The 20,920-nt window shown below is 61.8% G+C and carries 21 protein-coding genes; 10 read left to right on the top strand and 11 right to left on the bottom strand.

Annotation, left to right across the window (positions count from 1 at the left end):
* Position 1: 1 nt before the first annotated feature.
* Positions 2-697 carry an OmpA family protein gene (locus ACFZPT_RS04875; RefSeq protein ID WP_099312691.1) on the top strand — a complete coding sequence of 232 codons (696 nt, stop codon included), beginning with the start codon at positions 2-4 and terminating at the stop codon, positions 695-697.
* A gap of 147 nt (positions 698-844) precedes the next feature.
* Entirely contained in the window at positions 845-1,603 is a 759-nt protein-coding gene (locus tag ACFZPT_RS04870) for a hypothetical protein (RefSeq protein WP_099312689.1), read from the top strand.
* 38 nt (positions 1,604-1,641) lie between these two features.
* Here ACFZPT_RS04870 and ACFZPT_RS04865 read toward each other — a convergent pair whose 3' ends face one another.
* The gene (locus tag ACFZPT_RS04865) at positions 1,642-2,106 is read right to left on the bottom strand and encodes a CopD family protein (RefSeq protein ID WP_094064730.1); all 465 of its coding nucleotides are present in this window, start codon (positions 2,104-2,106) and stop codon (positions 1,642-1,644) included.
* Between the two features lie 99 nt (positions 2,107-2,205).
* On the opposite strand from ACFZPT_RS04865, the gene dinG reads away from it, so the two are divergent.
* From dinG to pdxH, 5 genes are all read left to right on the top strand, one after another.
* Positions 2,206-4,350: an ATP-dependent DNA helicase DinG gene (dinG, locus tag ACFZPT_RS04860; RefSeq protein WP_034096280.1), complete on the top strand. Its 2,145-nt coding sequence runs from the start codon at positions 2,206-2,208 to the stop codon at positions 4,348-4,350.
* 90 nt (positions 4,351-4,440) lie between these two features.
* Positions 4,441-6,738 carry a beta-galactosidase gene (locus ACFZPT_RS04855; RefSeq protein WP_099312687.1) on the top strand — a complete coding sequence of 766 codons (2,298 nt, stop codon included), beginning with the start codon at positions 4,441-4,443 and terminating at the stop codon, positions 6,736-6,738.
* An 82-nt stretch (positions 6,739-6,820) separates the two neighbouring features.
* Complete coding sequence (locus ACFZPT_RS04850) at positions 6,821-7,966, top strand: serine hydrolase domain-containing protein (protein ID WP_099312685.1); 1,146 nt, start codon at positions 6,821-6,823, stop codon at positions 7,964-7,966.
* Between the two features lie 142 nt (positions 7,967-8,108).
* Positions 8,109-9,278, top strand: coding sequence for an OmpA family protein (locus tag ACFZPT_RS04845; RefSeq protein ID WP_099312683.1), 1,170 nt, complete (start codon positions 8,109-8,111; stop codon positions 9,276-9,278).
* 27 nt (positions 9,279-9,305) lie between these two features.
* Positions 9,306-9,953, top strand: a complete 648-nt coding sequence (pdxH, locus tag ACFZPT_RS04840; protein WP_034112207.1) for a pyridoxamine 5'-phosphate oxidase — start codon at positions 9,306-9,308, stop codon at positions 9,951-9,953.
* A 36-nt stretch (positions 9,954-9,989) separates the two neighbouring features.
* Here the strand turns inward: pdxH and ACFZPT_RS04835 are convergent, their stop codons facing one another.
* Positions 9,990-10,250, bottom strand: a complete 261-nt coding sequence (locus ACFZPT_RS04835; RefSeq protein ID WP_034112208.1) for a hypothetical protein — start codon at positions 10,248-10,250, stop codon at positions 9,990-9,992.
* 157 nt (positions 10,251-10,407) lie between these two features.
* On the opposite strand from ACFZPT_RS04835, the gene ACFZPT_RS04830 reads away from it, so the two are divergent.
* Positions 10,408-10,872 (top strand): glycine zipper 2TM domain-containing protein, encoded by a 465-nt coding sequence (locus ACFZPT_RS04830; protein ID WP_003189251.1) that lies wholly within the window; start codon positions 10,408-10,410, stop codon positions 10,870-10,872.
* Between the two features lie 77 nt (positions 10,873-10,949).
* On the opposite strand, the gene nhaA is transcribed toward ACFZPT_RS04830, so the two are convergent.
* Positions 10,950-12,125, bottom strand: coding sequence for a Na+/H+ antiporter NhaA (gene nhaA / locus ACFZPT_RS04825; protein ID WP_099312681.1), 1,176 nt, complete (start codon positions 12,123-12,125; stop codon positions 10,950-10,952).
* A gap of 218 nt (positions 12,126-12,343) precedes the next feature.
* Between nhaA and ACFZPT_RS04820 the strand changes: the two genes are divergently transcribed.
* Positions 12,344-13,438 (top strand): PLP-dependent cysteine synthase family protein, encoded by a 1,095-nt coding sequence (locus ACFZPT_RS04820; RefSeq protein ID WP_034112209.1) that lies wholly within the window; start codon positions 12,344-12,346, stop codon positions 13,436-13,438.
* Positions 13,439-13,490: 52 nt separating this feature from the next.
* Here the strand turns inward: ACFZPT_RS04820 and ACFZPT_RS04815 are convergent, their stop codons facing one another.
* From ACFZPT_RS04815 to ACFZPT_RS04805, 3 genes are all read right to left on the bottom strand, one after another.
* Positions 13,491-15,107, bottom strand: coding sequence for an NAD(P)/FAD-dependent oxidoreductase (locus ACFZPT_RS04815; protein WP_047881526.1), 1,617 nt, complete (start codon positions 15,105-15,107; stop codon positions 13,491-13,493).
* A 106-nt stretch (positions 15,108-15,213) separates the two neighbouring features.
* A complete protein-coding gene (locus ACFZPT_RS04810; RefSeq protein WP_034096289.1) occupies positions 15,214-15,885 on the bottom strand; it encodes a COG3650 family protein in 672 nt (223 codons plus the stop codon).
* A gap of 95 nt (positions 15,886-15,980) precedes the next feature.
* A complete protein-coding gene (locus ACFZPT_RS04805) occupies positions 15,981-16,580 on the bottom strand; it encodes a short chain dehydrogenase (RefSeq protein WP_034112210.1) in 600 nt (199 codons plus the stop codon).
* A 104-nt stretch (positions 16,581-16,684) separates the two neighbouring features.
* Between ACFZPT_RS04805 and ACFZPT_RS04800 the strand changes: the two genes are divergently transcribed.
* On the top strand, positions 16,685-17,593 hold the full coding sequence (locus ACFZPT_RS04800; RefSeq protein ID WP_034096291.1) for a LysR family transcriptional regulator: 909 nt from the start codon (positions 16,685-16,687) through the stop codon (positions 17,591-17,593).
* Here the strand turns inward: ACFZPT_RS04800 and ACFZPT_RS04795 are convergent.
* The 5 genes from ACFZPT_RS04795 to ACFZPT_RS04775 all read right to left on the bottom strand — a co-directional run bounded on the left by ACFZPT_RS04795 (position 17,590) and on the right by ACFZPT_RS04775 (position 20,919).
* Entirely contained in the window at positions 17,590-18,075 is a 486-nt protein-coding gene (locus ACFZPT_RS04795; protein ID WP_099312679.1) for a DoxX family protein, read from the bottom strand. The two genes, ACFZPT_RS04800 and ACFZPT_RS04795, sit on opposite strands and share 4 nt — an antisense overlap.
* Complete coding sequence (locus ACFZPT_RS04790) at positions 18,072-18,848, bottom strand: DNA-binding domain-containing protein (protein ID WP_099312677.1); 777 nt, start codon at positions 18,846-18,848, stop codon at positions 18,072-18,074. The genes ACFZPT_RS04795 and ACFZPT_RS04790 overlap by 4 nt, the downstream gene beginning before the upstream one ends.
* Positions 18,845-19,720: a DUF692 domain-containing protein gene (locus tag ACFZPT_RS04785; protein WP_040267523.1), complete on the bottom strand. Its 876-nt coding sequence runs from the start codon at positions 19,718-19,720 to the stop codon at positions 18,845-18,847. Before ACFZPT_RS04785 ends, ACFZPT_RS04790 begins: the two co-directional genes overlap by 4 nt.
* A 26-nt stretch (positions 19,721-19,746) precedes the next feature.
* The gene (locus ACFZPT_RS04780; RefSeq protein ID WP_034112215.1) at positions 19,747-20,040 is read right to left on the bottom strand and encodes a DUF2282 domain-containing protein; all 294 of its coding nucleotides are present in this window, start codon (positions 20,038-20,040) and stop codon (positions 19,747-19,749) included.
* A gap of 177 nt (positions 20,041-20,217) precedes the next feature.
* Entirely contained in the window at positions 20,218-20,919 is a 702-nt protein-coding gene (locus ACFZPT_RS04775; protein WP_034096296.1) for an ABC transporter ATP-binding protein, read from the bottom strand.
* Between the last annotated feature and the right edge of the window lies 1 nt (position 20,920).

Here is a 20,920-nt window from a genome sequence, read left to right as displayed (position 1 = left end):
GATGAGCATCATGCGGACAGCTCTACCCTTGGTTCTGCTAACCGGAGTATTGACAGGTTGCGCAGGCTTGCAAAAAACCGACTGGCCCACCTGTGCCGCCGTAGGCGGTGTGACAGGCGCGGCGTTGGGCGCCACCGAAAGTTCGTCATGGGCCGGCGGCGGTGCATTGCTGGTCGGTGGTCTGGCCGGCGCCTATTGCTGGGTGCATGGCGATGGCGACGAGGATGGCGACGGCGTGCCGGACAGCCGCGACAAGTGCCCCGGCACCCCTAGAGGCGTGCAGGTCGATGCCAATGGCTGCCCGCCCGCGCCGCAAGCAGCAGTGGTCGAGGAAGTGGTGGTGGTCAAGGAAGAAACCATCGTGATTCGCGACGTACACTTCCAATTCGATTCGGCCAAGTTGACGACAGCGGATAAAACCAAGCTCGACACCATTGTCACGCGCCTTAAACAGGAAGCACCGAACGCCCAGTTGCGTGTCAGCGGGCACACCGACAGTGTCGGTAAAGACGCCTACAACCAGAAACTCTCGGAACAACGCGCCCATTCGGTCACCGAATACCTGATCAGTGCCGGCGTGCCGCGCAGCAGTTTTGTCTCGGTCACCGGGGCGGGCGAGAGCCATCCAGTCGCCGACAATAAAACGGCCGAAGGTCGTGCGCTGAATCGCCGTACGGAAATCCAAATCAACCGCTGACAGCCCTTGCCCCTGTGGGACCCACAGGGGCATTGCCGATCTGCATCGCTCCGTTCTCAAGTTTTTTGATCCTTCACTGGCAAAGCGCCGGTAGAAGTCGTTACTGTGCGTCCAAAGAAAAATTTGAAAACACTCAGGAGCCCCATGATGCGTAAGGTTTTTCTGTTGGCCCTGTTGGTCAGCCCCATTGCCCTGGCCCAGAGCGTCAGTGTGGAAACCAACTCATTGATGCGCCTGCCCAGCAGCACCAGTGTGTTGCAGTTGGAGCGCCTGGACGTGGCGGACTATGGCACCTTGCTGGTGCCGGCCACCATCAGCCAAGTCAGCGTGGACGAGCTGCACCTGGGCCGCGACGCGCGCATCGCCATTGTGCCCGGCAACACCGCGCTGCAATTGCAGGTGCGCCATGCGCAATTGGATCACGGCAGTCAGATCACCTCGCGCGGCGCTCCCGGCACTCACGAAAAACCTGCTAAGCCCGGACGTGACCTGAATTTGCGCATCAATGCCCTGACGGCTGAAGAGCTCTCGGTGGATGCCCGTGGCGGTGCCGGAGCCCAAGGCTACGCCGGTCTGGATGGCGCCAACGGCGAAGACCCCGGCTGCACCTGGGGCGCGGCTGGGCGCGGCGCCAATGGCGATAACGGCGGCGATGGCTTGCCAGGCGCGGCAGGTGCGCAGGTGCGAGTGGAGGTGCCGAAAGACTTTCCGGCCCAGCAGATCAAGGTATGGGTCGACGGCGGCCCGGGGGGCCTGGCGGGCACGGCAGGCAAACCGGGTAAGGGCGGGCAATCCAAGGGCTGTTTGGTGTACCGCGCCGATGGCGGCGAAAAAGGCCGCCCAGGCTTGGAAGGGCAGCCAGGGCCGGCCGGGCCGGCGGGTGCCGTCACTATTGAACGGCTCTGACGTGCCCCCACCTCAATCGGCAAGCCCAGGCTTGCCGTTTAGAACATCGGTCGCGCTGAAGCAATCGCCACCACCAGCAGCCCCACGATCAAGTTGATCCCCACCAACGTGCGAATTTGCCCCAGGGCCGTGGCGCCCGCCGGCCAGTCCTCGGCCGCCACCGCCGTGCGCAGCGCCGGGAATTTCAACGCCTGGATGCGGATAAACAATGCGGTCATCACCAGATACAGGCCCATCATCACCTGCACATAACGTGGCGCGGTTTCAAACCCATTGAAGCGCAGATGCAACAGGCCGACACCGCTGATCGGCAAAATCAGCACCGCCGCCCAGACCCACACGAAAAAACGTTGAAACACATTCGCCCACAACTTGAGCCGGGCAGGGCCTTCAAGTGCCGCCACAGCGGCGGGGCGCAGGATCATCCAGGCGAAAAACATACCGCCGACCCACACCAGGGCGGCCAGGACATGCAGGGTGTAAGCGAGGCTAAAGACGGTCATTGCGGTACTCCGTTCTGCGCGGGATTAATTAGCGGGGTATGATAGCCGCCGATCCGAACCACTGAAAATTTATCCAGCGTTTTTTGCGCCCGACTATTCATGATCAGCACTGAACTCAAAACCACGATCCAGGGCGCCTACACGCGTTTTCTCGAAGCCAAGAGCTTGAAACCGCGCTACGGCCAACGCCTGATGATCGCCGAAGTGGCAAAAGTCCTCGGGGATATCGACACCGACGACGAAGGCCGCCGCGAAGGCGAGCCGGCGGTCGTGGCCGTCGAGGCCGGCACCGGCACCGGCAAGACCGTGGCCTACAGCTTGGCCGCGATCCCTACTGCCAAGGCCGCCGGTAAACGCCTGGTAATCGCTACCGCCACGGTCGCCCTGCAAGAGCAAATCGTCTACAAGGACCTGCCCGACCTGATGCGCAACAGCGGCCTGAACTTCACGTTCGCCCTGGCCAAAGGGCGTGGCCGCTATATGTGCCTGTCCAAGCTCGACGTGCTGTTGCAGGAAGGTCACGCGCAAACCGCCACCGCGCAGCTGTTCGAAGAAGAAGGCTTCAAGATCGAAGTCGATGAGGCCAGCCAGAAGCTTTTTACCAGCATGATCGAAAAACTGGCCGGCAATAAGTGGGACGGCGACCGCGACAGTTGGCCCACTGCCCTGGAGGATGCCGACTGGGCACGCCTGACCACCGACCACAGCCAGTGCACCAACCGTCATTGCCCGAACTTCGGTCAATGCGCCTTCTATAAGGCTCGCGAGGGCATGGGCAAGGTCGACGTGATCGTCACCAACCACGACATGGTGCTGGCCGACCTGGCACTGGGCGGCGGTGCGGTGTTGCCCGATCCGCGCGACACGCTGTACGTCTTCGACGAAGGCCACCACCTGCCCGACAAGGCCATCGGCCACTTCGCCCATTACACGCGGCTGCGTTCCACTGCCGATTGGCTGGAATCCACCGCCAAGAACCTCACCAAGCTGCTGGCCCAACACCCGCTGCCCGGCGACCTGGGCAAGCTGATCGAACAGGTGCCGGAGCTGGCGCGGGAGATCAAGACCCAGCAGCAGTTCATGTTCAGCGCCTGCGAACAGGTGGCCGACTTCAAGCCCGGCGAAGACGTGGAAGGCCGCGAGCGGCCACGCCACCGCTTCGTCGGCGGTCTGATTCCCGAGCACATGCGCGAAATGGGCATCGAGTTGAAGAAGGGCTTTTCACGCCTGACCGATCTGTTCACCCGACTCACCGACCTGCTCAAGGAGGGCATGGATGGCGAGGTCAATATCGGCATCGCCAGCAACCAGGCCGAGGAGTGGTACCCGTTGTTCGGCAGCCTGCTGTCCCGTGCCCAGGGCAACTGGGAGTTGTGGACCGCCTTCACCGTCGAAGACCCGGAAGACAACCCGCCCATGGCGCGTTGGCTGACCCTGGCCGAAAGCGGCGCCCTGTTCGATATCGAGGTCAACGCCAGCCCGATCCTGGCGGCCGAGATGCTGCGGCGCAACCTGTGGAATGTGGCCTACGGTGCCTTGGTGACATCGGCCACCCTGACTGCGCTGGGCACGTTCGATCGTTTCCGCATGCGCGCCGGTTTGCCGAAAAAGGCCGTGACTGCCGTGGTGCCGAGCCCGTTCCACCATGCCGACGCCGGCGTGCTGCGGGTGCCGGACCTCAGGGCCGACCCACGGGACGCGGCGGCCCACACCGCGGCGATCATCCGCGACCTGCCGGAGCTGGTCGAAGGCTCCCGGGGCACCCTGGTGCTGTTTTCATCGCGCAAGCAGATGCAGGACGTGTTCGACGGCCTGGACCGCGACTGGCGCAAGCAGGTGTTTATCCAGGGCAACCTGTCCAAGCAGGAAACCCTCAACAAGCACAAGGCGCGGGTGGACGGTGGTGATTCCAGCGTGTTGTTCGGCCTGGCGAGTTTCGCCGAGGGTGTGGACTTGCCGGGGGCCTATTGCGAGCACGTCGTGATCGCCAAGATCCCGTTCTCGGTGCCGGACGATCCGGTCGAAGCGGCGCTGGCCGAGTGGATCGAAGCGCGGGGCGGCAACCCGTTCATGGAGATCTCGGTGCCGGATGCCTCGCTGAAGTTGGTGCAGGCCTGCGGTCGTCTGCTGCGAACCGAACAGGACCGGGGCACCATTACCTTGCTCGACCGGCGTTTGGTCACCCAACGCTATGGCAAGGCTATCCTCAATGCGTTGCCGCCGTTCCGGCGCGAAATTTCTTAAGCCACTGTGGGCGAATTCGCCCACTTTGTGGTCTATCTCGTCACCGTCATCACAGGCCATTCATCGGCCGTCAGGGAGAACCTTGCTCGTATGATTCGCACGCTGCCCGCTCTTTTTGCCTTGCTGTTCGCGGCGCCTTTAATGGCCGCGCCAGATGGGCAACAAACACTGTTCAACTTCGTCCGGCCTGCCGATGTGGTCAAGGTGGCGACCCAGGACGCCAGCCTGCCCCAATACAATGCCGAGCAAACGCCCGAAGGCGAGGTGCTGCGCCGCGTCACCTTCAACCCCGCGGCCGAACCGAGCCTGGTGCTCAGCCCGCAAAGCGGAGCGTGGGATTGGTCGCAGTCCGGAGCCGTGAGCCTGCGTATCCAGAGCGCCATGGACTGGGCGTTGACCCTGTACGTCAAGGTGCAAAGCAATGATGGGCGCACGTTGACCAGCCGCATCGACCTGCCGGCCGGCCCTGCCCAGACCTTGCTGATCCCGCTGCAAGCCAATTCCCCACTGAGCCAGGGCATGAAGGCCGGCCCACCGATGCCGATCAGTGTGAACGGCCAACGCGTGCTGCTGGCCAGCAGCGCCGGCGAAATCGACCGCAGCCAGGTGGTCTCTGTGACCGTGTCGATGCACAACCCCAACGTGGCTCAGAGCATCCTGGTGGAGCGCTTCGGCGTGCAGGATGTGGAGCCGGTGATCAAAGCGGCCTACAGCGAACTGGTGGATGCCTACGGTCAATCCACCCGTGCGCGCTGGCCGGAAAAGGTCAGCAGCGACGAACAGCTCAGGGCTGCCGCCGTCAAGGAGCAGCAACAATTGCAGGGTTGGCTGGCCACCCGGGACAAATCCGCACTGGACCCTTACGGCGGCTGGAACAAAGGCCCGGCTTTCACCGCCAGCGGCTTTTTCCGCACCGAAAAACGCGACGGCCGCTGGTACCTGGTGACGCCCCAGGGGCATCCGTTCTATTCCCTCGGGGTGAACACCGTAGCCCCGGATAACAGCCAGACTTACGTGGCCGGCCGCGAATGGATGTTTGCCGCCTTGCCCAAGACCGGCGAGCCTTTCGACAAGTATTACGGCAGCGCGGATCACCGCACCGGCAACGGCTCGGGCGAGGGTCGCAGTTTCGGCGCTGGGCGTTGGTACGATTTTTATGGCGCCAACCTGGAACGCGCCTACGGCACGGCAGGGTTCGACCAGAAACGCTGGGTCAGCCATACCCTAGACCGCCTGCAGGCCTGGGGCTTTAACACCGTAGGCAACTGGAGCGACCCGGACCTGGCCGCCGCCGACCGTGTGCCGTACACCTTGCCGCTGTCCATCGTCGGCGACTACACCAGTATCAGTACTGGCACCGACTGGTGGGGCGGCATGCCCGATCCGTTCGACCCGCGCTTTGCCATGGCCACCGAACGTGCCGTGGCCATCGCAGCCCGCGACCATCGCGACGACCCATGGCTGATTGGCTTCTTCGCCGATAACGAACTGGCCTGGGCTGGCCCCGGTGACGATCCGAAGGCCCGCTATGCCCTGGCCTACGGCACCTTGCGCATGACCACCGATGTGCCGGCCAAGCGGGCGTTCCTAAAGCAATTGCGCGACAAATACCGCAACGAGCAAGGCCTCTCGAAAGCCTGGGGGATCGAACTGGCCGGTTGGGAGCTGATGGAAGACCCTGGCTTCGAGCCGCCGATGCCCAACCCAGCGCATCCCGAAATCGAGGCCGACTTCAAATACTTCCAGAAAACCTTCGCCGATGCGTACTTCAAGACCATCTCCGACTCGCTGAAATGGCACGCCCCCAATCAACTGTTGCTGGGCGGTCGCTTTGCGGTCAGTACGCCGGAGGCCGTGGCGTCCTGCGCCCAGTATTGCGATGTGTTGAGTTTCAATATGTACACCCTCAAACCCCAGGACGGTTACGACTTCGCCGCCTTGCGTGCGCTGGATAAACCGGTGCTGATCACCGAATTCAACTTCGGCTCGGCCGATCGCGGGCCGTTCTGGGGCGGTGTGACGCAACTGACCAGGGAAGAGGATCGCGGCGCGGCGTATGCCAACTTCCTCAAGCAAGCCATGGCTGAGCCGTCGATTGTCGGCGTGCATTGGTTTCAGTACCTGGACCAACCCGTGACTGGGCGTTTGCTGGACGGTGAAAACGGCCATTTCGGTCTGGTGGGTATCACCGATATGCCGTTCCAGGGCTTTGTCGAGAGCGTGCGCAAGAGCAACCTGGCGGCGGTCGAGCAACTGGGCAAGGAAGCGGAAAAGGCCTCTGCCGCCGCAAGTGCTCAGGAGAAGGGGGGCGGGCGCTCGGGGCATGAAGGCAAAGGCCCGGGGCAGGGCGCCGGGCATGCCGGCGGTCATGCTGGAAACGGTCATTGATTCGAGGCTGACGGGTTCACAAACCCCACAAGGGCTGGAACAATGTCGGCCACTTTTTATGGCGCTTTACGAGGGGACTTAGGTGCAGATTCAGGGTCATTACGAGCTCCAGTTCGAAGCGGTACGTGAAGCCTTTGCCGCACTGTTCGATGACCCGCAAGAGCGTGGCGCGGCGCTGTGCATTCAGGTCGGCGGTGAGAGCGTCGTCGACCTGTGGGCCGGTACCGCCGACAAGGATGGGGCTGAGGCCTGGCACAGCGACACGCTCGTCAACCTGTTCTCCTGCACCAAAACCTTTACCGCCGTCACGGCCCTGCAATTGGTGGCCGAGGGCAAGTTGCAATTGGACGTACCTGTCGCCCGGTACTGGCCTGAGTTCGCGGCGGCCGGCAAAGAAAGCATCACCCTGCGCCAACTGCTCTGCCATCAGGCCGGGCTGCCGGCGATCCGCGACATGCTGCCGGCCGAAGCGCTGTATGACTGGAACCTGATGGTCGACACCCTGGCCGCCGAGGCCCCTTGGTGGACACCGGGCCAGGGCCATGGCTATGCGGCAATTACCTACGGCTGGCTGGTGGGCGAACTGCTGCGCCGTGCCGATGGCCGTGGGCCGGGCGAGTCCATTGTGGCGCGGGTCGCGCAGCCGCTGGGGCTGGACTTTCATGTGGGGCTGGCCGATGACCAGTTTCACCGTGTTGCTCATATAGCGCGTAGCAAAGGCAATATGGGCGATGAAGCCGCGCAACGTTTACTGCAAGTAATGATGCGTGAACCTACGTCCATGACCGCACGGGCATTTGCCAATCCACCGTCTATTCTGACCAGCACTAATAAACCCGAATGGCGGCGTATGCAGCAGCCAGCGGCAAATGGTCACGGTAATGCACGTAGCCTGGCTGGTTTTTATAGTGGTTTGTTGGACGGTAGTTTGTTGGAAGCCGACATGCTCGAACAATTGACTCGCGAACACAGTATCGGGCCGGATAAAACTTTATTGACCCAAACCCGCTTCGGCCTGGGCTGCATGTTGGATCAACCCCAACTGCCCAACGCTACATTCGGCCTTGGTGCTCATGCTTTCGGCCATCCTGGGGCTGGCGGCTCGGTGGGTTTTGCCGATCCGGAACATGATGTAGCGTTTGGTTTCGTGACTAATACACTCGGCCCTTATGTACTTATGGACCCGCGTGCCCAGAAGTTGGTCAGAATATTGGCCGGTTGTCTGTAAAACCCTTGCCGTTTCACAATTTTTTGTTACAAAGGCAACTATAAAAGGCGCTGAACGAAATCATGTAACTTTAATGTTCTGTAAGCGTCTGTTTAACGGGTCACCCAGACCCCCGTTTCTTTTCTCATTTTGTGGATATCTCATGTTATCGAACAAGTCCTTGGCTCTGGCGCTCTGCCTCACTATTACCGGATGTGCACAAACTCCACAAAATGATGCCGAAGGCGGGCATTGGTGGTCATTTGGATCGGATAAGACGGCTGCCAAGGACGCAGTAAGCCAGACCGATGCCAAACCGGACGCTAAACCCGCCGCCGGCGCCAAGCCTGCCGCTCCAGCTACCGCGGCTGCCCCTGCCCCTGCGCCGGCACCTGCCACTGCGGCACCGGTTGCCAAGGCCGACACCGGTTCCAGCTGGTGGCCATTTTCGTCGAAGAACGCTGATGCCAAGGCCGCCGATGCCAAGGCCGACTTGAAAGCCGATCTCAAAGCCGCAGATCCGGCCCCGGCGCCAGCTGTCGCCAAGACCGACACCGAAACTCACTGGTGGTGGCCGTTCGAAAGCAAGCCCAAGCCACTGGCCAAGGTCGATGTGACCAACGTGCAGATGCCCGATCCGAAAATCACCCAGGCTTGGTTGGACGACTATGAGCCGCGCCTGCGTGCCGCCATCAAGGACAGCAACCTGCAACTGGAACGTCGCGACAACGTGCTGGTGGTCATTGCCCCGGTGGACGGTTCCTACAATCCTAAGCGCCCGGCGATGTTGTTGCCGGTGACCCTGGGGCCTTTTACCCGTGTGGCCAAAGCGGTTGAATCCGATCCCAAAACCGCCGTTCTGGTGTTGGGTCACGTTGATGCTACCGGCAGCGCCCCGGCCAGCCAGGCATTGACCAAGGAACGTGCGCAGTCCATCGCTTCGATCTTCAGCCTCAGCGGCCTCAAGCAGGACCGCTTGATGCTGCGTGGCATGGGCGACCTGATGCCGCGTGCCGCCAACGACAGCAACCAGGGTCGCGCTCTGAACCGTCGCATGGAAATCATGTTCACTCAACGCACCACCATGCTGGCTCTGTTGAGCAAGTACAACTCGGGCAAAACCCCGCCTGTGGCTGAAATGGTCGCAGTGCAGAACGCGCCAGCCCCGGCCGCTCCTGCTGCCAAGGCTCCGGCCAAGAAAGCACCAGCTGCCAAGAAGGCTGCCGCCAAGCCGGCTGCAAAAAAGGCTCCCGCCAAGCCGGCCGCGAAGAAGCCAGCGCCGGCCAAAGCCAAGGCTGCTGCCCCGGCTACCAACGACCAGGCAAAAAACTGATCCGCTGAACCAGAAGGATAAAGCCGCATGACCCAGGCACTGGCCGATATGCGTCGTGACTACACACGGGACGGTTTGAGCGAGGCCCAGGCCCCGAGCGAGCCGTTTGCGCTGTTTCACCAGTGGTTTGCCGATGCGGTGAAGACCGAGCAGCCACCGGTGGAGGCCAATGCCATGACCCTGGCCACGGTCGATCAGGATGGGCGGCCGCACTGCCGTATCCTGTTGCTCAAGGGCCTGGATACCCAGGGCTTTACCTTCTTTACCAACTACGAAAGTGCCAAGGGTCAGCAGCTCGCGGCGCGGCCGTTCGCGGCAATGACGTTTTTCTGGCCGAGCCTGGAGCGCCAAGTGCGTATCGAAGGGCGGGTGGTCAAGGTCACGCCGCAAGAGTCGGACGCGTACTTCCAGGTCCGCCCTCTGGGCAGCCGCTTAGGTGCCTGGGCCTCGCCCCAGAGCCGGGTGATCCGTGACCGTGAAGAACTGCAAGAACTGCTCAAGGTCACCGAGCAGCGCTTCAGCGATACCCAACCCGATTGCCCCGAGCATTGGGGCGGCTATCGCCTGCTGCCCGAGCGCATCGAGTTCTGGCAGGGCCGCGCCAGCCGCCTGCACGACCGCCTGAACTACCGCCTGCAAGATACTCAGTGGATCCGCGAGCGTCTGGCGCCCTGAGCTTCACCTTTCGTCACTTACGCTGAATGATGCCCTTCACCCCGCAGTCTCTGTTAAAGAGGCTTCGGGCGTGTAGTGCTGGGCGGCGTTCTTCAACCAGTCAGCCAAGTCGCGGCGTTTGATCTTCAGTTGGCGGGCGCTTTCCAGCTGTTGCAGCATAAAACTGCGTTTGTGCGGATCGTCACCGGCCAGCGACAGTGCCAGGTCGCGGTCAGTCCAGCGCCTGATTCGCACGTAGAGCCAGGCGTGGAAATACAGGCCGGCAAGGGTTGTGACTAGAATAATGAAATAGTCCATGGATGTCCTGAGACGGAGGGCGGTGCTACCGTTCGTCGAGTTGTCTGGTGCGGGCTGTCTGTACTCAGGCTGAATGAAAGCAGTTTTTTGCCGGGCTTGCCGTGACAGGCGTCAAGCGGCAGCGTTTAATGAATACCTGTCCTTTGGAGTTGATGCTATGCGTAAGTCTGTTTTACTGGTTGCCTGCTTTACCACCTTGTCTCTGCTGTTGGGTGGCTGCGCCTCGAGTCTGACCGGCGACTCGTACTCCCGTGATGAAGCGCGTCGTGTACAGACCGTTCGCATGGGTACCATCGAATCCCTGCGTCCGGTAAAAATCGAAGGCACCAAAACCCCTATCGGCGGCGCAGCCGGTGCAGTCATCGGCGGCGTGGGTGGCAGCGCCATCGGCGGCGGTCGCGGCAGTATCGTCACGGCGGTGATCGGTGCTGTGGCCGGTGGCCTGTTGGGTTCGGCTACGGAAGAAGGTCTGACCCGTACCCAAGGTGTCGAAATCACCGTGCGCGAAGACGATGGCAGCATGCGCGCCTACGTCCAGGCCGTGCAGGAAAATGAAATCTTCCGCATCGGCGACCGCGTGCGCATCATGACTGTTGACGGTACCAGCCGTGTTACCCGCTAAGGCGTAATCAGCAGGTAAAGAAAAACCCCAACCGGGTCACCGGTTGGGGTTTTTTTGTACGCCGTGTACCTGGGTAATCAGGCTTTCTTGCGGCTCGCCATCGCGGTCACGGCATAGCCGATGCAGGCCGCCAGGATCGACCCGGTCAGAATGCCCATGCGGTCTTCACCGGCAAATTCGCTGGCCCCTGGTACGAACGCCAGGGAGCCGACGAACAGGCTCATGGTGAAGCCAATACCGCACAGGATCGCCACACCGAATACCTGGCCCCAGTTGGCCCCTTCCGGCAGCGCGGCCAGGCCGGTCTTGATGGCCAGCCAGGTCAAGCCGAACACGCCGACGGTCTTACCGATCAACAGCCCGGTGGCGATGCCCATCGGCACATGGTGGGTAAAGCTTTCCAGGCTGACACCAGTGAGGGAGACGCCGGCATTGGCAAAGGCGAACAGCGGCAGAATGCCGTAAGCCACCCACGGGTGCAGGGCGTGTTCCAGGGTCAGCAACGGCGAAGGCTCGGCGTTCTTGGTGCGCATCGGAATGCAGAATGCCAGGGTCACACCGGCCAGCGTGGCGTGTACGCCGCTCTTGAGTACGCATACCCATAGGATCAGCCCGACGATCAGGTAAGGCGCGAGCTTGATCACGCCCAGACGGTTCATCGCAATCAACGCCAACAGACATGCGCCCGCGCCGGCCAGGGCGACACCGGACAGGTCGGTGGAATAGAACACGGCGATCACAATGATCGCACCCAGGTCATCGATGATGGCCAAGGTCATCAGAAACAGTTTCAACGACACCGGTACACGCTTGCCGAGCAGGGCCAGTACGCCAAGGGCGAAGGCAATGTCGGTAGCCATCGGGATCGCCCAGCCAGAAAGTGCGGCGGGGTAGTCCTTGTTAATGGCCCAGTAAATCAGCGCCGGCACCACCATGCCACCAATCGCCGCGGCGCCCGGCAGCACCACTTGGGAGGGCTTGGACAGGTGGCCGTCGAGCAGCTCGCGCTTGACCTCAAGGCCGATCAGCAGAAAGAACAGGGCCATCAGGCCGTCGTTGATCCACAGCAGGGCCGGCTTGGCGATTTGCAAGGCACCGACCTGCGCCACCACGGGCACGTCGAGAAACGCGGCGTAAAGGTGCGACAACGGCGAGTTGTTGACGATCAGCGCCAACGCCGCAGCGGCGATCAGCAGCAGGCCACTGGCGGCTTCGAGCTGAAAGAAACGGGTAAACGTGCTACGCAGAGCCAAGGGATGCTCTCCAATCCAAGTTCAATAGGTGGCTACCCTAACCCGTACCGATAGTTGTTAAAACAAAAGTTATATTCTTATTTGTTATAAGCAGCGGTCGACAAAGGCATCGCGCCAAACACTAGCAATTGTGTGTCTGATTGCGTCCTCACTGTATCTGTGTGGAGTGTAGGAAACATCCTAAGATTGCGTTCAAAATCCTTGAGAGATCACCCCCGATGAGTGACCACCGCCCCTGGGCTCGCGAAGCCATTCGCATCATTGAAGCGGATTTCCAGCGCAGCGCCGACACCCACCTGATTCCCCTGCCGTTACCGGGCTTGCCGGGAATTGAGTTGTACTTCAAAGATGAGTCCAGCCACCCCACCGGCAGCCTGAAACATCGCTTGGCGCGCTCGTTGTTTCTGTATGCCTTGTGTAACGGCTGGCTTAAACCAGGCGCGCCGGTGATCGAAGCGTCCAGCGGCTCCACGGCGATTTCGGAGGCGTACTTTGCGCGGCTGCTCGGCTTGCCTTTCATTGCGGTCATGCCCGCCACCACCTCCCAGGAAAAAATCGCGCAGATCGCGTTCTACGGTGGCAAGAGCCATTTGGTGCAGGATCCGACCCAGATTTACGCCGAGTCCGAACGCTTGGCGCAGGAAAGCGGCGGTCACTTCATGGACCAGTTCACCTATGCCGAGCGTGCCACCGACTGGCGCGCGAACAACAACATTGCCGAGTCGATCTTCCAGCAGATGCGCTTTGAGCAGCACCCCGAGCCGAGCTGGCTGATTTCCAGCCCCGGCACCGGCGGCACCACCGCCACCCTGGGGCGTTATGTGCGCTATCGCCAGCATTGCACCCGCGTGTTATGCGCCGATGCCGAACGCTCGGTGTTCTTCGACTTCTATCAGAGCGGCGACGCCAGCCTGCGCCTGGATTGCGGTTCGCGCATCGAAGGCATCGGCCGGCCACGAGTGGAAGCGTCGTTTCTGCCGAAAGTCATCGACGCGATGGTCAAGGTGCCGGATGCGCTGTCCTTGGCCGCCATGCATTACCTGGCCGAGCGCCTGGGACGACGCGTCGGCGGGTCCAGCGGGACCAATCTGATCGGCGCGCTGATGGCCGCGCAGCAGATGAAAGCGGCGGGGGAGTCGGGCTCGATCGTAGCGATCCTATGTGACGGTGGCGAGCGCTATGCCACCACCTATTACGATCACGCGTGGCTGGCGGGGCAGGGGTATGAACTGGGTGCTTTGATATCGGCCGTTGCCGCCAGTGTGGAGCGCGGCGAACCGCTGCCCGCCAGCGTACTGCGGGCGAATATTTAAGAGAGCAGCGGCAAGTCAGAGCAAACGCACTTGCCGCTTACCGCTTGCCGCTTCAGCCCCGTCTGGCCAACATATCCCGCGCCAATGCCTCGGCAATCCGGATCCCGTCCACGCCCGCCGACAGAATTCCACCGGCATAACCCGCGCCTTCGCCGGCCGGAAACAGACCTTTTACGTTCAGGCTCTGCATCGATTCGTTACGAGTAATCCGCAGCGGCGATGAGGTGCGGGTCTCGATACCGGTCAACACGGCATCGTGCAGCGAGTACCCCTTGATCTGCTTCTCGAACGCCGGCAACGCTTCCCGAATCGCTTCGATGGCGAAGTCCGGCAGTGCCAAGGCCAGATCGCCCAGGGACACCCCCGGTTTGTAGGACGGTTCCACGCTGCCCAGGGCGGTGGACGGCTTGCCCGCAATGAAGTCGCCGACCAGTTGCGCCGGTGCCTCGTAGTTGCTGCCGCCGAGAACATAAGCGTGGGATTCCAGGCGCTCCTGCAGCTCGATACCAGCCAGCGGGCCGCCGGGGTAGTCCACTTCCGGCGTGATGCCGACCACGATGCCGGAGTTGGCATTGCGTTCGTTACGCGAGTACTGGCTCATGCCGTTGGTCACCACGCGGTGCGGCTCGGACGTAGCGGCGACCACCGTACCGCCCGGGCACATGCAGAAGCTGTAGACCGAACGGCCGTTCTTGGCGTGGTGCACCAATTTGTAGTCGGCGGCGCCGAGTTTCGGGTGACCGGCGTACTTACCCAGGCGTGCGGCGTCGATCAACGACTGCGGGTGTTCGATACGAAAGCCCACCGAAAACGGCTTGGCTTCCATGTACACACCACGGCTGTGCAGCATGCGGAACGTATCGCGCGCGCTGTGGCCGAGGGCGAGGATCACATGCTTGGACAAAATCTGCTCGCCGCCATCGAGCACCACGCCGTTCAATTGGCCGTCTTCGATCAGCACGTCGGTTACCCGTTGCTCGAAGCGCACTTCACCGCCGAGGGCGATGATCTGCTGACGCATATTTTCCACCACGCCGGTCAGGCGGAAGGTGCCGATATGGGGCTTGCTGACGTAGAGGATCTCTTCCGGCGCACCGGCCTTGACGAACTCGTGCAGCACTTTGCGGCCGTGGAACTGCGGGTCTTTGATCTGGCTGTACAGCTTGCCGTCGGAAAACGTCCCGGCGCCGCCTTCACCGAACTGCACGTTGGACTCGGGGTTGAGCACGCTTTTGCGCCATAGGCCCCAGGTATCCTTGGTGCGTTGGCGCACTTCCTTGCCGCGTTCGAGGATGATCGGCTTGAAGCCCATCTGCGCCAGCAACAGCCCGGCAAAGATGCCGCATGGGCCGAACCCGACCACTACTGGTCGTTCCACCAGATCGGCCGGGGCATGGCCGACCACTTTGTAGCTGACATCCGGCGCCGGGTTGACGTTGCGGTCATCGGCAAACTTGCGCAGTAGCGCGGCTTCGTCACCTTTGACGGTCAGGTCGATGGTGTAAATAAAGCACAGTTCCGACGATTTCTTGCGCGCATCGTAGCTGCGTTTGAAGAGGGTGAAATCGAGCAGGTCATCACTGGCGATGCCCAGGCGCTGCACGATGGCGGGCCGCAGGTCTTCTTCGGGATGGTCGATGGGCAGCTTGAGTTCGGTGATTCGTAACATGACGGGATCCGGTGTGCGGCGTCTGGTAAGGCCGGCGGTTTTGCAAACCGGCGATTATAAGCCCCAACCTGGGTATCCCGTCATGCTAAAACAGCGCGGGCGCCGATCAATCGTCCCGCGAACCGCCGAAAGCTGCGCAGCCACGCTGGACTTTACCGTTGATCCGCAATTCGGCGCTCATGTGCTGCAGGCTGCCGCTGACGCTGTCCACGCAGCGTTGCGGGGCCACCCACAGTTCGATGTGTTCGTTATTGGCTTCGGTCATCAGGTTGAAACGGCCGTCGCCCAACTGTTCTTCCACATAGGGCACCGCCAGCGGTGGTTGGCCTTCGCGTTCGAGCACCATGCCCTTGGCCGCCACGTTCAGGGCCCAGGCCGGCTTGTGGCCGTTGGCGCGCAGGATCATGCGTTTGAAGTCCGGGTCGTTGCAGGCGTCGGTGGAACGTTCCACGCGGTACAGCTGCTGCAGCTCCACTTCGCCCTGGGCGCCGGCCGCCACGCCGGAAAACTTGCCACGCAAGTCGGCAAATAACGCCCCTTGCTGCCCGGCCAGCGCTGCCGCTTCCTGCAGGATACTGGTACCGCCGGTGTCCTTGACCACGTAGTTGCGCTTGTCGTTGCACGGCTGGAACAGCAGTTTGCCACCATCGGCCGTGAGTTCGCCCTGCATGCGAGTCAACCCGGCGAGGGAGGGTTTGGCTGGCTCGCTTTCGAACATTTGGCAAGCGGTGAACAAAGGAAGCAAGGCGAACAGGGCGAAGGTACGGGCGGCACGCATAAAGGGTCTCCAGGCAAGTGCCGCCACGTTACGCAGGCTGGCGTTGCATCACAAGCCCACTCGCCAGCTTCAGGCAGTTCTGACAGACGCTACAGTCAACCCACGATAAACGTCTGGCCGGTCTGCAAGCCTTCGACACTTTTTGCGTAGGCCAATGCCACATCGGCACCGGTGACCGGCTTGTAGCCACGGAAGTACGGCGCGTAGCTGCCCATGGCTTCCACCAGCACCGTCGGGCTCACGGAGTTGACGCGAAGACCGCGCGGCAATTCGATCGCGGCGGCTTTGACAAACCCATCGATTGCGCCGTTGACCAAGGCCGCCGAAGCGCCGGTACGAATCGGGTCGCGGTTGAGAATGCCGCTGGTGAACGTAAAGGAGGCGCCATCGTTGGCGTACTCGCGGCCGATCAGCAGCAGATTGACCTGGCCCATGAGCTTGTCACGCAGGCCCAGTTCGAAGTCGCTGTCCTGCATCTCGCCCAGCGCCACGAAGTTCACGCTGCCGGCGGCGCAGATCAGGGCGTCGAAGTTGCCGGTCTGTTCGAACAACTTGCGGATGGAAGCGCTGTCGCTGATGTCCACTTGGAAATCGCCGCTGTTGCGACCGATGCTGATCACCTCGTGACGCTGAGCCAGCTCTGCCTTGACGGCTGAACCGACGGTGCCGTTGGCGCCAATCAATAGGATTTTCATGTTGCTATTCCTTCAAGGGCTGATTGAAGGGCCAGTCTAGGCTGGCTTTTGCATGGGATAAACGCGCTAATAGGCAACCTTTGGTTTTCAAATGGAAACAATCCATGAGCGAAATGGATGACCTGGCGGCCTTCGCCGTGTTGATCGAAGCGGGCAGTTTTACGTTGGCTGCCGAACAACTGGGTTGCAGCAAGGGGCAACTGTCCAAGCGCATCAGCCAGCTGGAAGCGCAGTTCAGCGTGGTGTTGCTGCACCGCACCACACGCCGGCTCAGCCTGACGGCCGCCGGCGCGGCGTTGCTACCTCAGGCCCAGGCCTTGGTGGTGCAGGTGGAGCGGGCGCGTCAGGCCCTGGCGCGACTCAAGGACGACCTGGCGGGGCCGGTGCGCATGACGGTGCCGGTTTCCCTGGGGGAAACCTTCTTCGATGGCGTGCTGCTGGAGTTCACTGAGCGCTATCCGCAGGTCCAGATCGAGCTGGAGCTGAACAACCGCTACCGGGATCTGGCGCGGGACGGTTTCGATCTGGGCGTGCGCTCGGGGGCGATTGAAGATGAGCGCCTTGTCGCCAAACCATTGCTGGCCTGGCACGAAATGACCTGCGCCAGCCCGGCCTACCTGGAGCAGCACGGCGAACCGCGAACCCCGGCGGACTTGGCCACGCACCGTTGCCTGCTCAACAGCCACTACAGCGGCCGCGAAGAGTGGCTGTACCACCAGCAACACGAATTGCTGCGGGTGCGGGTCAGCGGCACCTTCGCCTCCAATCACTACAACCTGCTGAAAAAAGCCGCGCTGGTGGGGGCGGGGATCGCCCGTCTGCCGTCCTACGTACTGCCGGCTGAGCTGGCTGACGGACGTTTACGCTGGCTGTTGCGCGATTATCAAACGCGAAGTCAGCCGATGTATCTGGTTCACCCTTACCAGGGCGGCCTGCCGCGCCGCACCCAGGTGCTGGCCGATTACCTGGTGGAGTGGTTCAAGCGCAGCGGCGAGGCTTTGGACCGGCTTTAACCGTAGCGCCGTGCAATCAGGTGATCGATGGACAGACGCCCCGGCCCCTTGGCAACGAGCAGCAAAAGTACGGTGAGCCAGGTGCCGTGGGTTGGATAAGCGTCCGGGTAGACGAACAGTTGAATCACCAGGGTCATGCCGATCAGGGCCAGTGCGGAGTACCGCGTGGCCAGTCCCAGCAGGATCAGCAGTGGGAAAAAGTGCTCGGCGAAGGCGGCCAGGTGCGCGGCCACTTCCGGCGACAGCAATGGCACCTTGTATTCGCTGCGAAACAGCGGCAGCGTCGAAGCCGCCAGGCGCGGCTCTCCCAGCTCGAAGGTGCCGTTGATCAGGTCAATGGCAAAACCCTGGACCTTGGTCTGCCCGGATTTCCAGAACACGGCGGCGATGGAAAAACGCGCGAGGAAGGCGATCAGGCTGTAAGGGATTTGTTCAAAAAGCTGGATGGCCCGTTTGATCAGGCACTGTGCGCTGGTGTTCATGGCGATACCTTTGAGTCCAGGTGTAAATGAGTGATGGCGTGATGGCTGATCAACAGCGTCAGGCATTGGTGCAGGTCGAAGTCATTGCTGGCCTCCAGGGCCCGTTCTACGGCGGTCTGCAAGGCTTCGCCCTGGGCAAGGCGCTGGATAAAGGCCACTGAACCTGCGTCGATGGCGAACACTTTGACTTCCAGGCCCTGGCGCAGGACCAGTGCGCTTTGGGCATGCCCGGGATCAAGGGCGGCCAGGCCGCCTTCGGTCTGATGCGCCGCCCACACTGTGACCACGGCATACGCCGAAGCCAGGGTGGCGACGCTGGGATGCAGCCGTAGGCGCACCGTGCCGAGGTCGGCGCGGGCCTGCAGGGCAGCAAGTACGGTGTGCGGCTCCAGCGGGCGGTCATCGGCGGCGTGGTAAGCGCGGACCCGCAGGCGTTCCAAGCGTGCGATATCCGCCAGGTAAGGCACGCTCGCCGCCGGTTCGAAGCCCTGGATAAAGTTGGCGAATGTGCTGCCGTATTCGCTGATCAGCGGGCTGGTGGGCGGGCACGCCTGCACGTAAAGACCGGCCATGGCTCGAAAGAACGCTTCGCCCACCAGGAGCTGCGTCACCGGGTACGCCACTGCCAGCGCGTTGATCAACCCGTTGTGCACTGTGTTGCGATGCACCGCGAAACGGCTGGCCGGGTCGGCGCCGTTGCCACTGAACAGGCCGTCTGGGCAGGTTTGGTCGGGCGCGAGCAAGGCCTTGGCGAAGGTGGCTTGATGGTTCATGGGCGCACCTGCGTTAACAGCCCATCGGCATGCTGGGCTTCAGCCAGCAGCACCGACAATGCGGGCACCTGATTGTCGCGTTCGATCAGTGTCGGTATCGGGCCGATGCGCGCCAGCACCTGTTCATACAACTGCCACACGGCGTTATCGACGGGCGCGCCGTGATCGTCGATCAGCAGGCGATCGCCGAGGCTGTCGCTGTCTTCGGCAAACCCGGCCAGATGAATCTCGCCCACGGCCTGTAATGGCAGTGCATCGATGTAGGCAGACGGATCACGTTGGTGGTTGATGCATGAGACGTAGACATTGTTGACGTCCAACAGCAGCCCACAACCGGTGCGACGGATGACCTCGGTGATGAAGTCGGTTTCATCCAGGGTGGAACGCTCGAATTGCAGATAAGTCGATGGGTTTTCCAGCAGCATGGGCCGCTTGAGTGTGCTTTGTACCTGGTCAATATGTTCACAGACGCGGTGCAGGGTGGCGCTGTCGTAAGCCAGTGGCAGCAGGTCATTGAGAAACACCGAGCCATGACTGGACCAAGCCAGGTGTTCGGAAAAGGCTTGAGGTTGATAGCGTTCGATCAGCGCGGCCAAGCGCGCCAGGTGCTCGCGATTGAGCGAACCTTCGCCGCCGATGGACAGGCCCACGCCGTGCATGGACAGCGGGTACTGGTCGCGGATCAGCCCCAAATAATGATGAAAGGGGCCGCCGGCCATCATGTAGTTCTCGGCGTGTACTTCAAAAAAACCGAGGTCGGGTGAGGTTTCGAGCACTTCGATGAAGTGCTCGTGTTTCAGCCCCAGCCCGGCTCGATCTGGCAAGCCGGGCGCCTGAGCCGGTGAGGACGGGTGCGCGAATATAGGTGTCATCGTCAGTACTCAGGCGCGGCCGGGTTTCAGGACTTGGCGTCGAATGCGGCTTCCTGGCCGAAACCGGTCGGCGAGGTGGTGCTAGGGGTTTGGGTACAGGTGCCGGCAGGTACCAGTTTCCAGGCATTGGCCTGATCCTTGGTTTTCGAAGTGCCGGCGCAGGAAGTGCCGGGGCCTGCGGCGCAATCGTTCTTGCCGGCTTCTGCGATGCCATAGCATTTCACGTCGTCGGCGGCGTGGGCGGTGGTGGTCAGGGCGGACAGGCTCAGGGACGAGCCCAGGGCGAGGATCAGGGCGGTAGCGGACAGTTTGGTGGTCATTGAATTATCTCCAGCAGTGGGTTGAGGAGCGGGCTTGAATGCCTGCTTGCACCACTAGAGGCGGGACGACGCAGTTCGTTACAGGGGCGGGAGAATTAACTTCGAATAATGCAAAAAAAATGTGGGAGGGGTTGCCCCATCCCACATTGATAGCCCGGTTCATGTAGCAACCGGGTGTTAACCGCCCAGGTACGCCTCGCGCACTTTCGGATCGGTCAACAACTGCTCGCCCGAGCCCTCCATCACCACCCGGCCGTTTTCCAGCACATAGGCACGGTCGGCGATTTTCAGTGCCTGGTTGGCGTTCTGTTCCACCAGGAACACGGTCACACCGTCCTTGCGCAGTTGTTCGATGATGTCGAAGATCTGCTGGATGATAATCGGTGCCAGGCCCAGGGACGGTTCGTCCAACAGCAGCAACTTGGGCTTGCTCATCAGCGCCCGACCGATGGCGAGCATTTGTTGCTCGCCGCCGGACATGGTGCCACCGCGCTGGCTGAAGCGCTCCTTGAGCCGGGGGAACAGGTGCAGCACCTTGTCCATCTGCTCTTGGTAGTCGCCCTTGTCGGTGAAGAACCCGCCCATGGCCAGGTTTTCTTCCACGGTCAGGCGCGAAAACACCCGGCGGCCTTCCGGCACCACGGCAATGCTCTTGCGCATGATGTGTGATGACTGCTGGCCCACCAGTTCCTCACCCATATAGCGGATGCTGCCGCTGTAGGCCTGTGGTGAACCGCACAAAGTCATCAGCAGGGTGGATTTGCCGGCACCGTTGGCGCCGATCAGGGTGACGATTTCGCCCTGGCGTACCTCCACGTTGACGCTGTGCAGGGCCTGGATCTTGCCGTAGAAAGTGGAAACGTTTTCGAATTGCAGCATT

This window comes from Pseudomonas sp. MD330_10 (assembly GCF_042610415.1).
Lineage (GTDB): Bacteria > Pseudomonadota > Gammaproteobacteria > Pseudomonadales > Pseudomonadaceae > Aquipseudomonas > Aquipseudomonas rhodesiae.
This window is presented reverse-complemented; position numbering and strand designations above follow the sequence as displayed.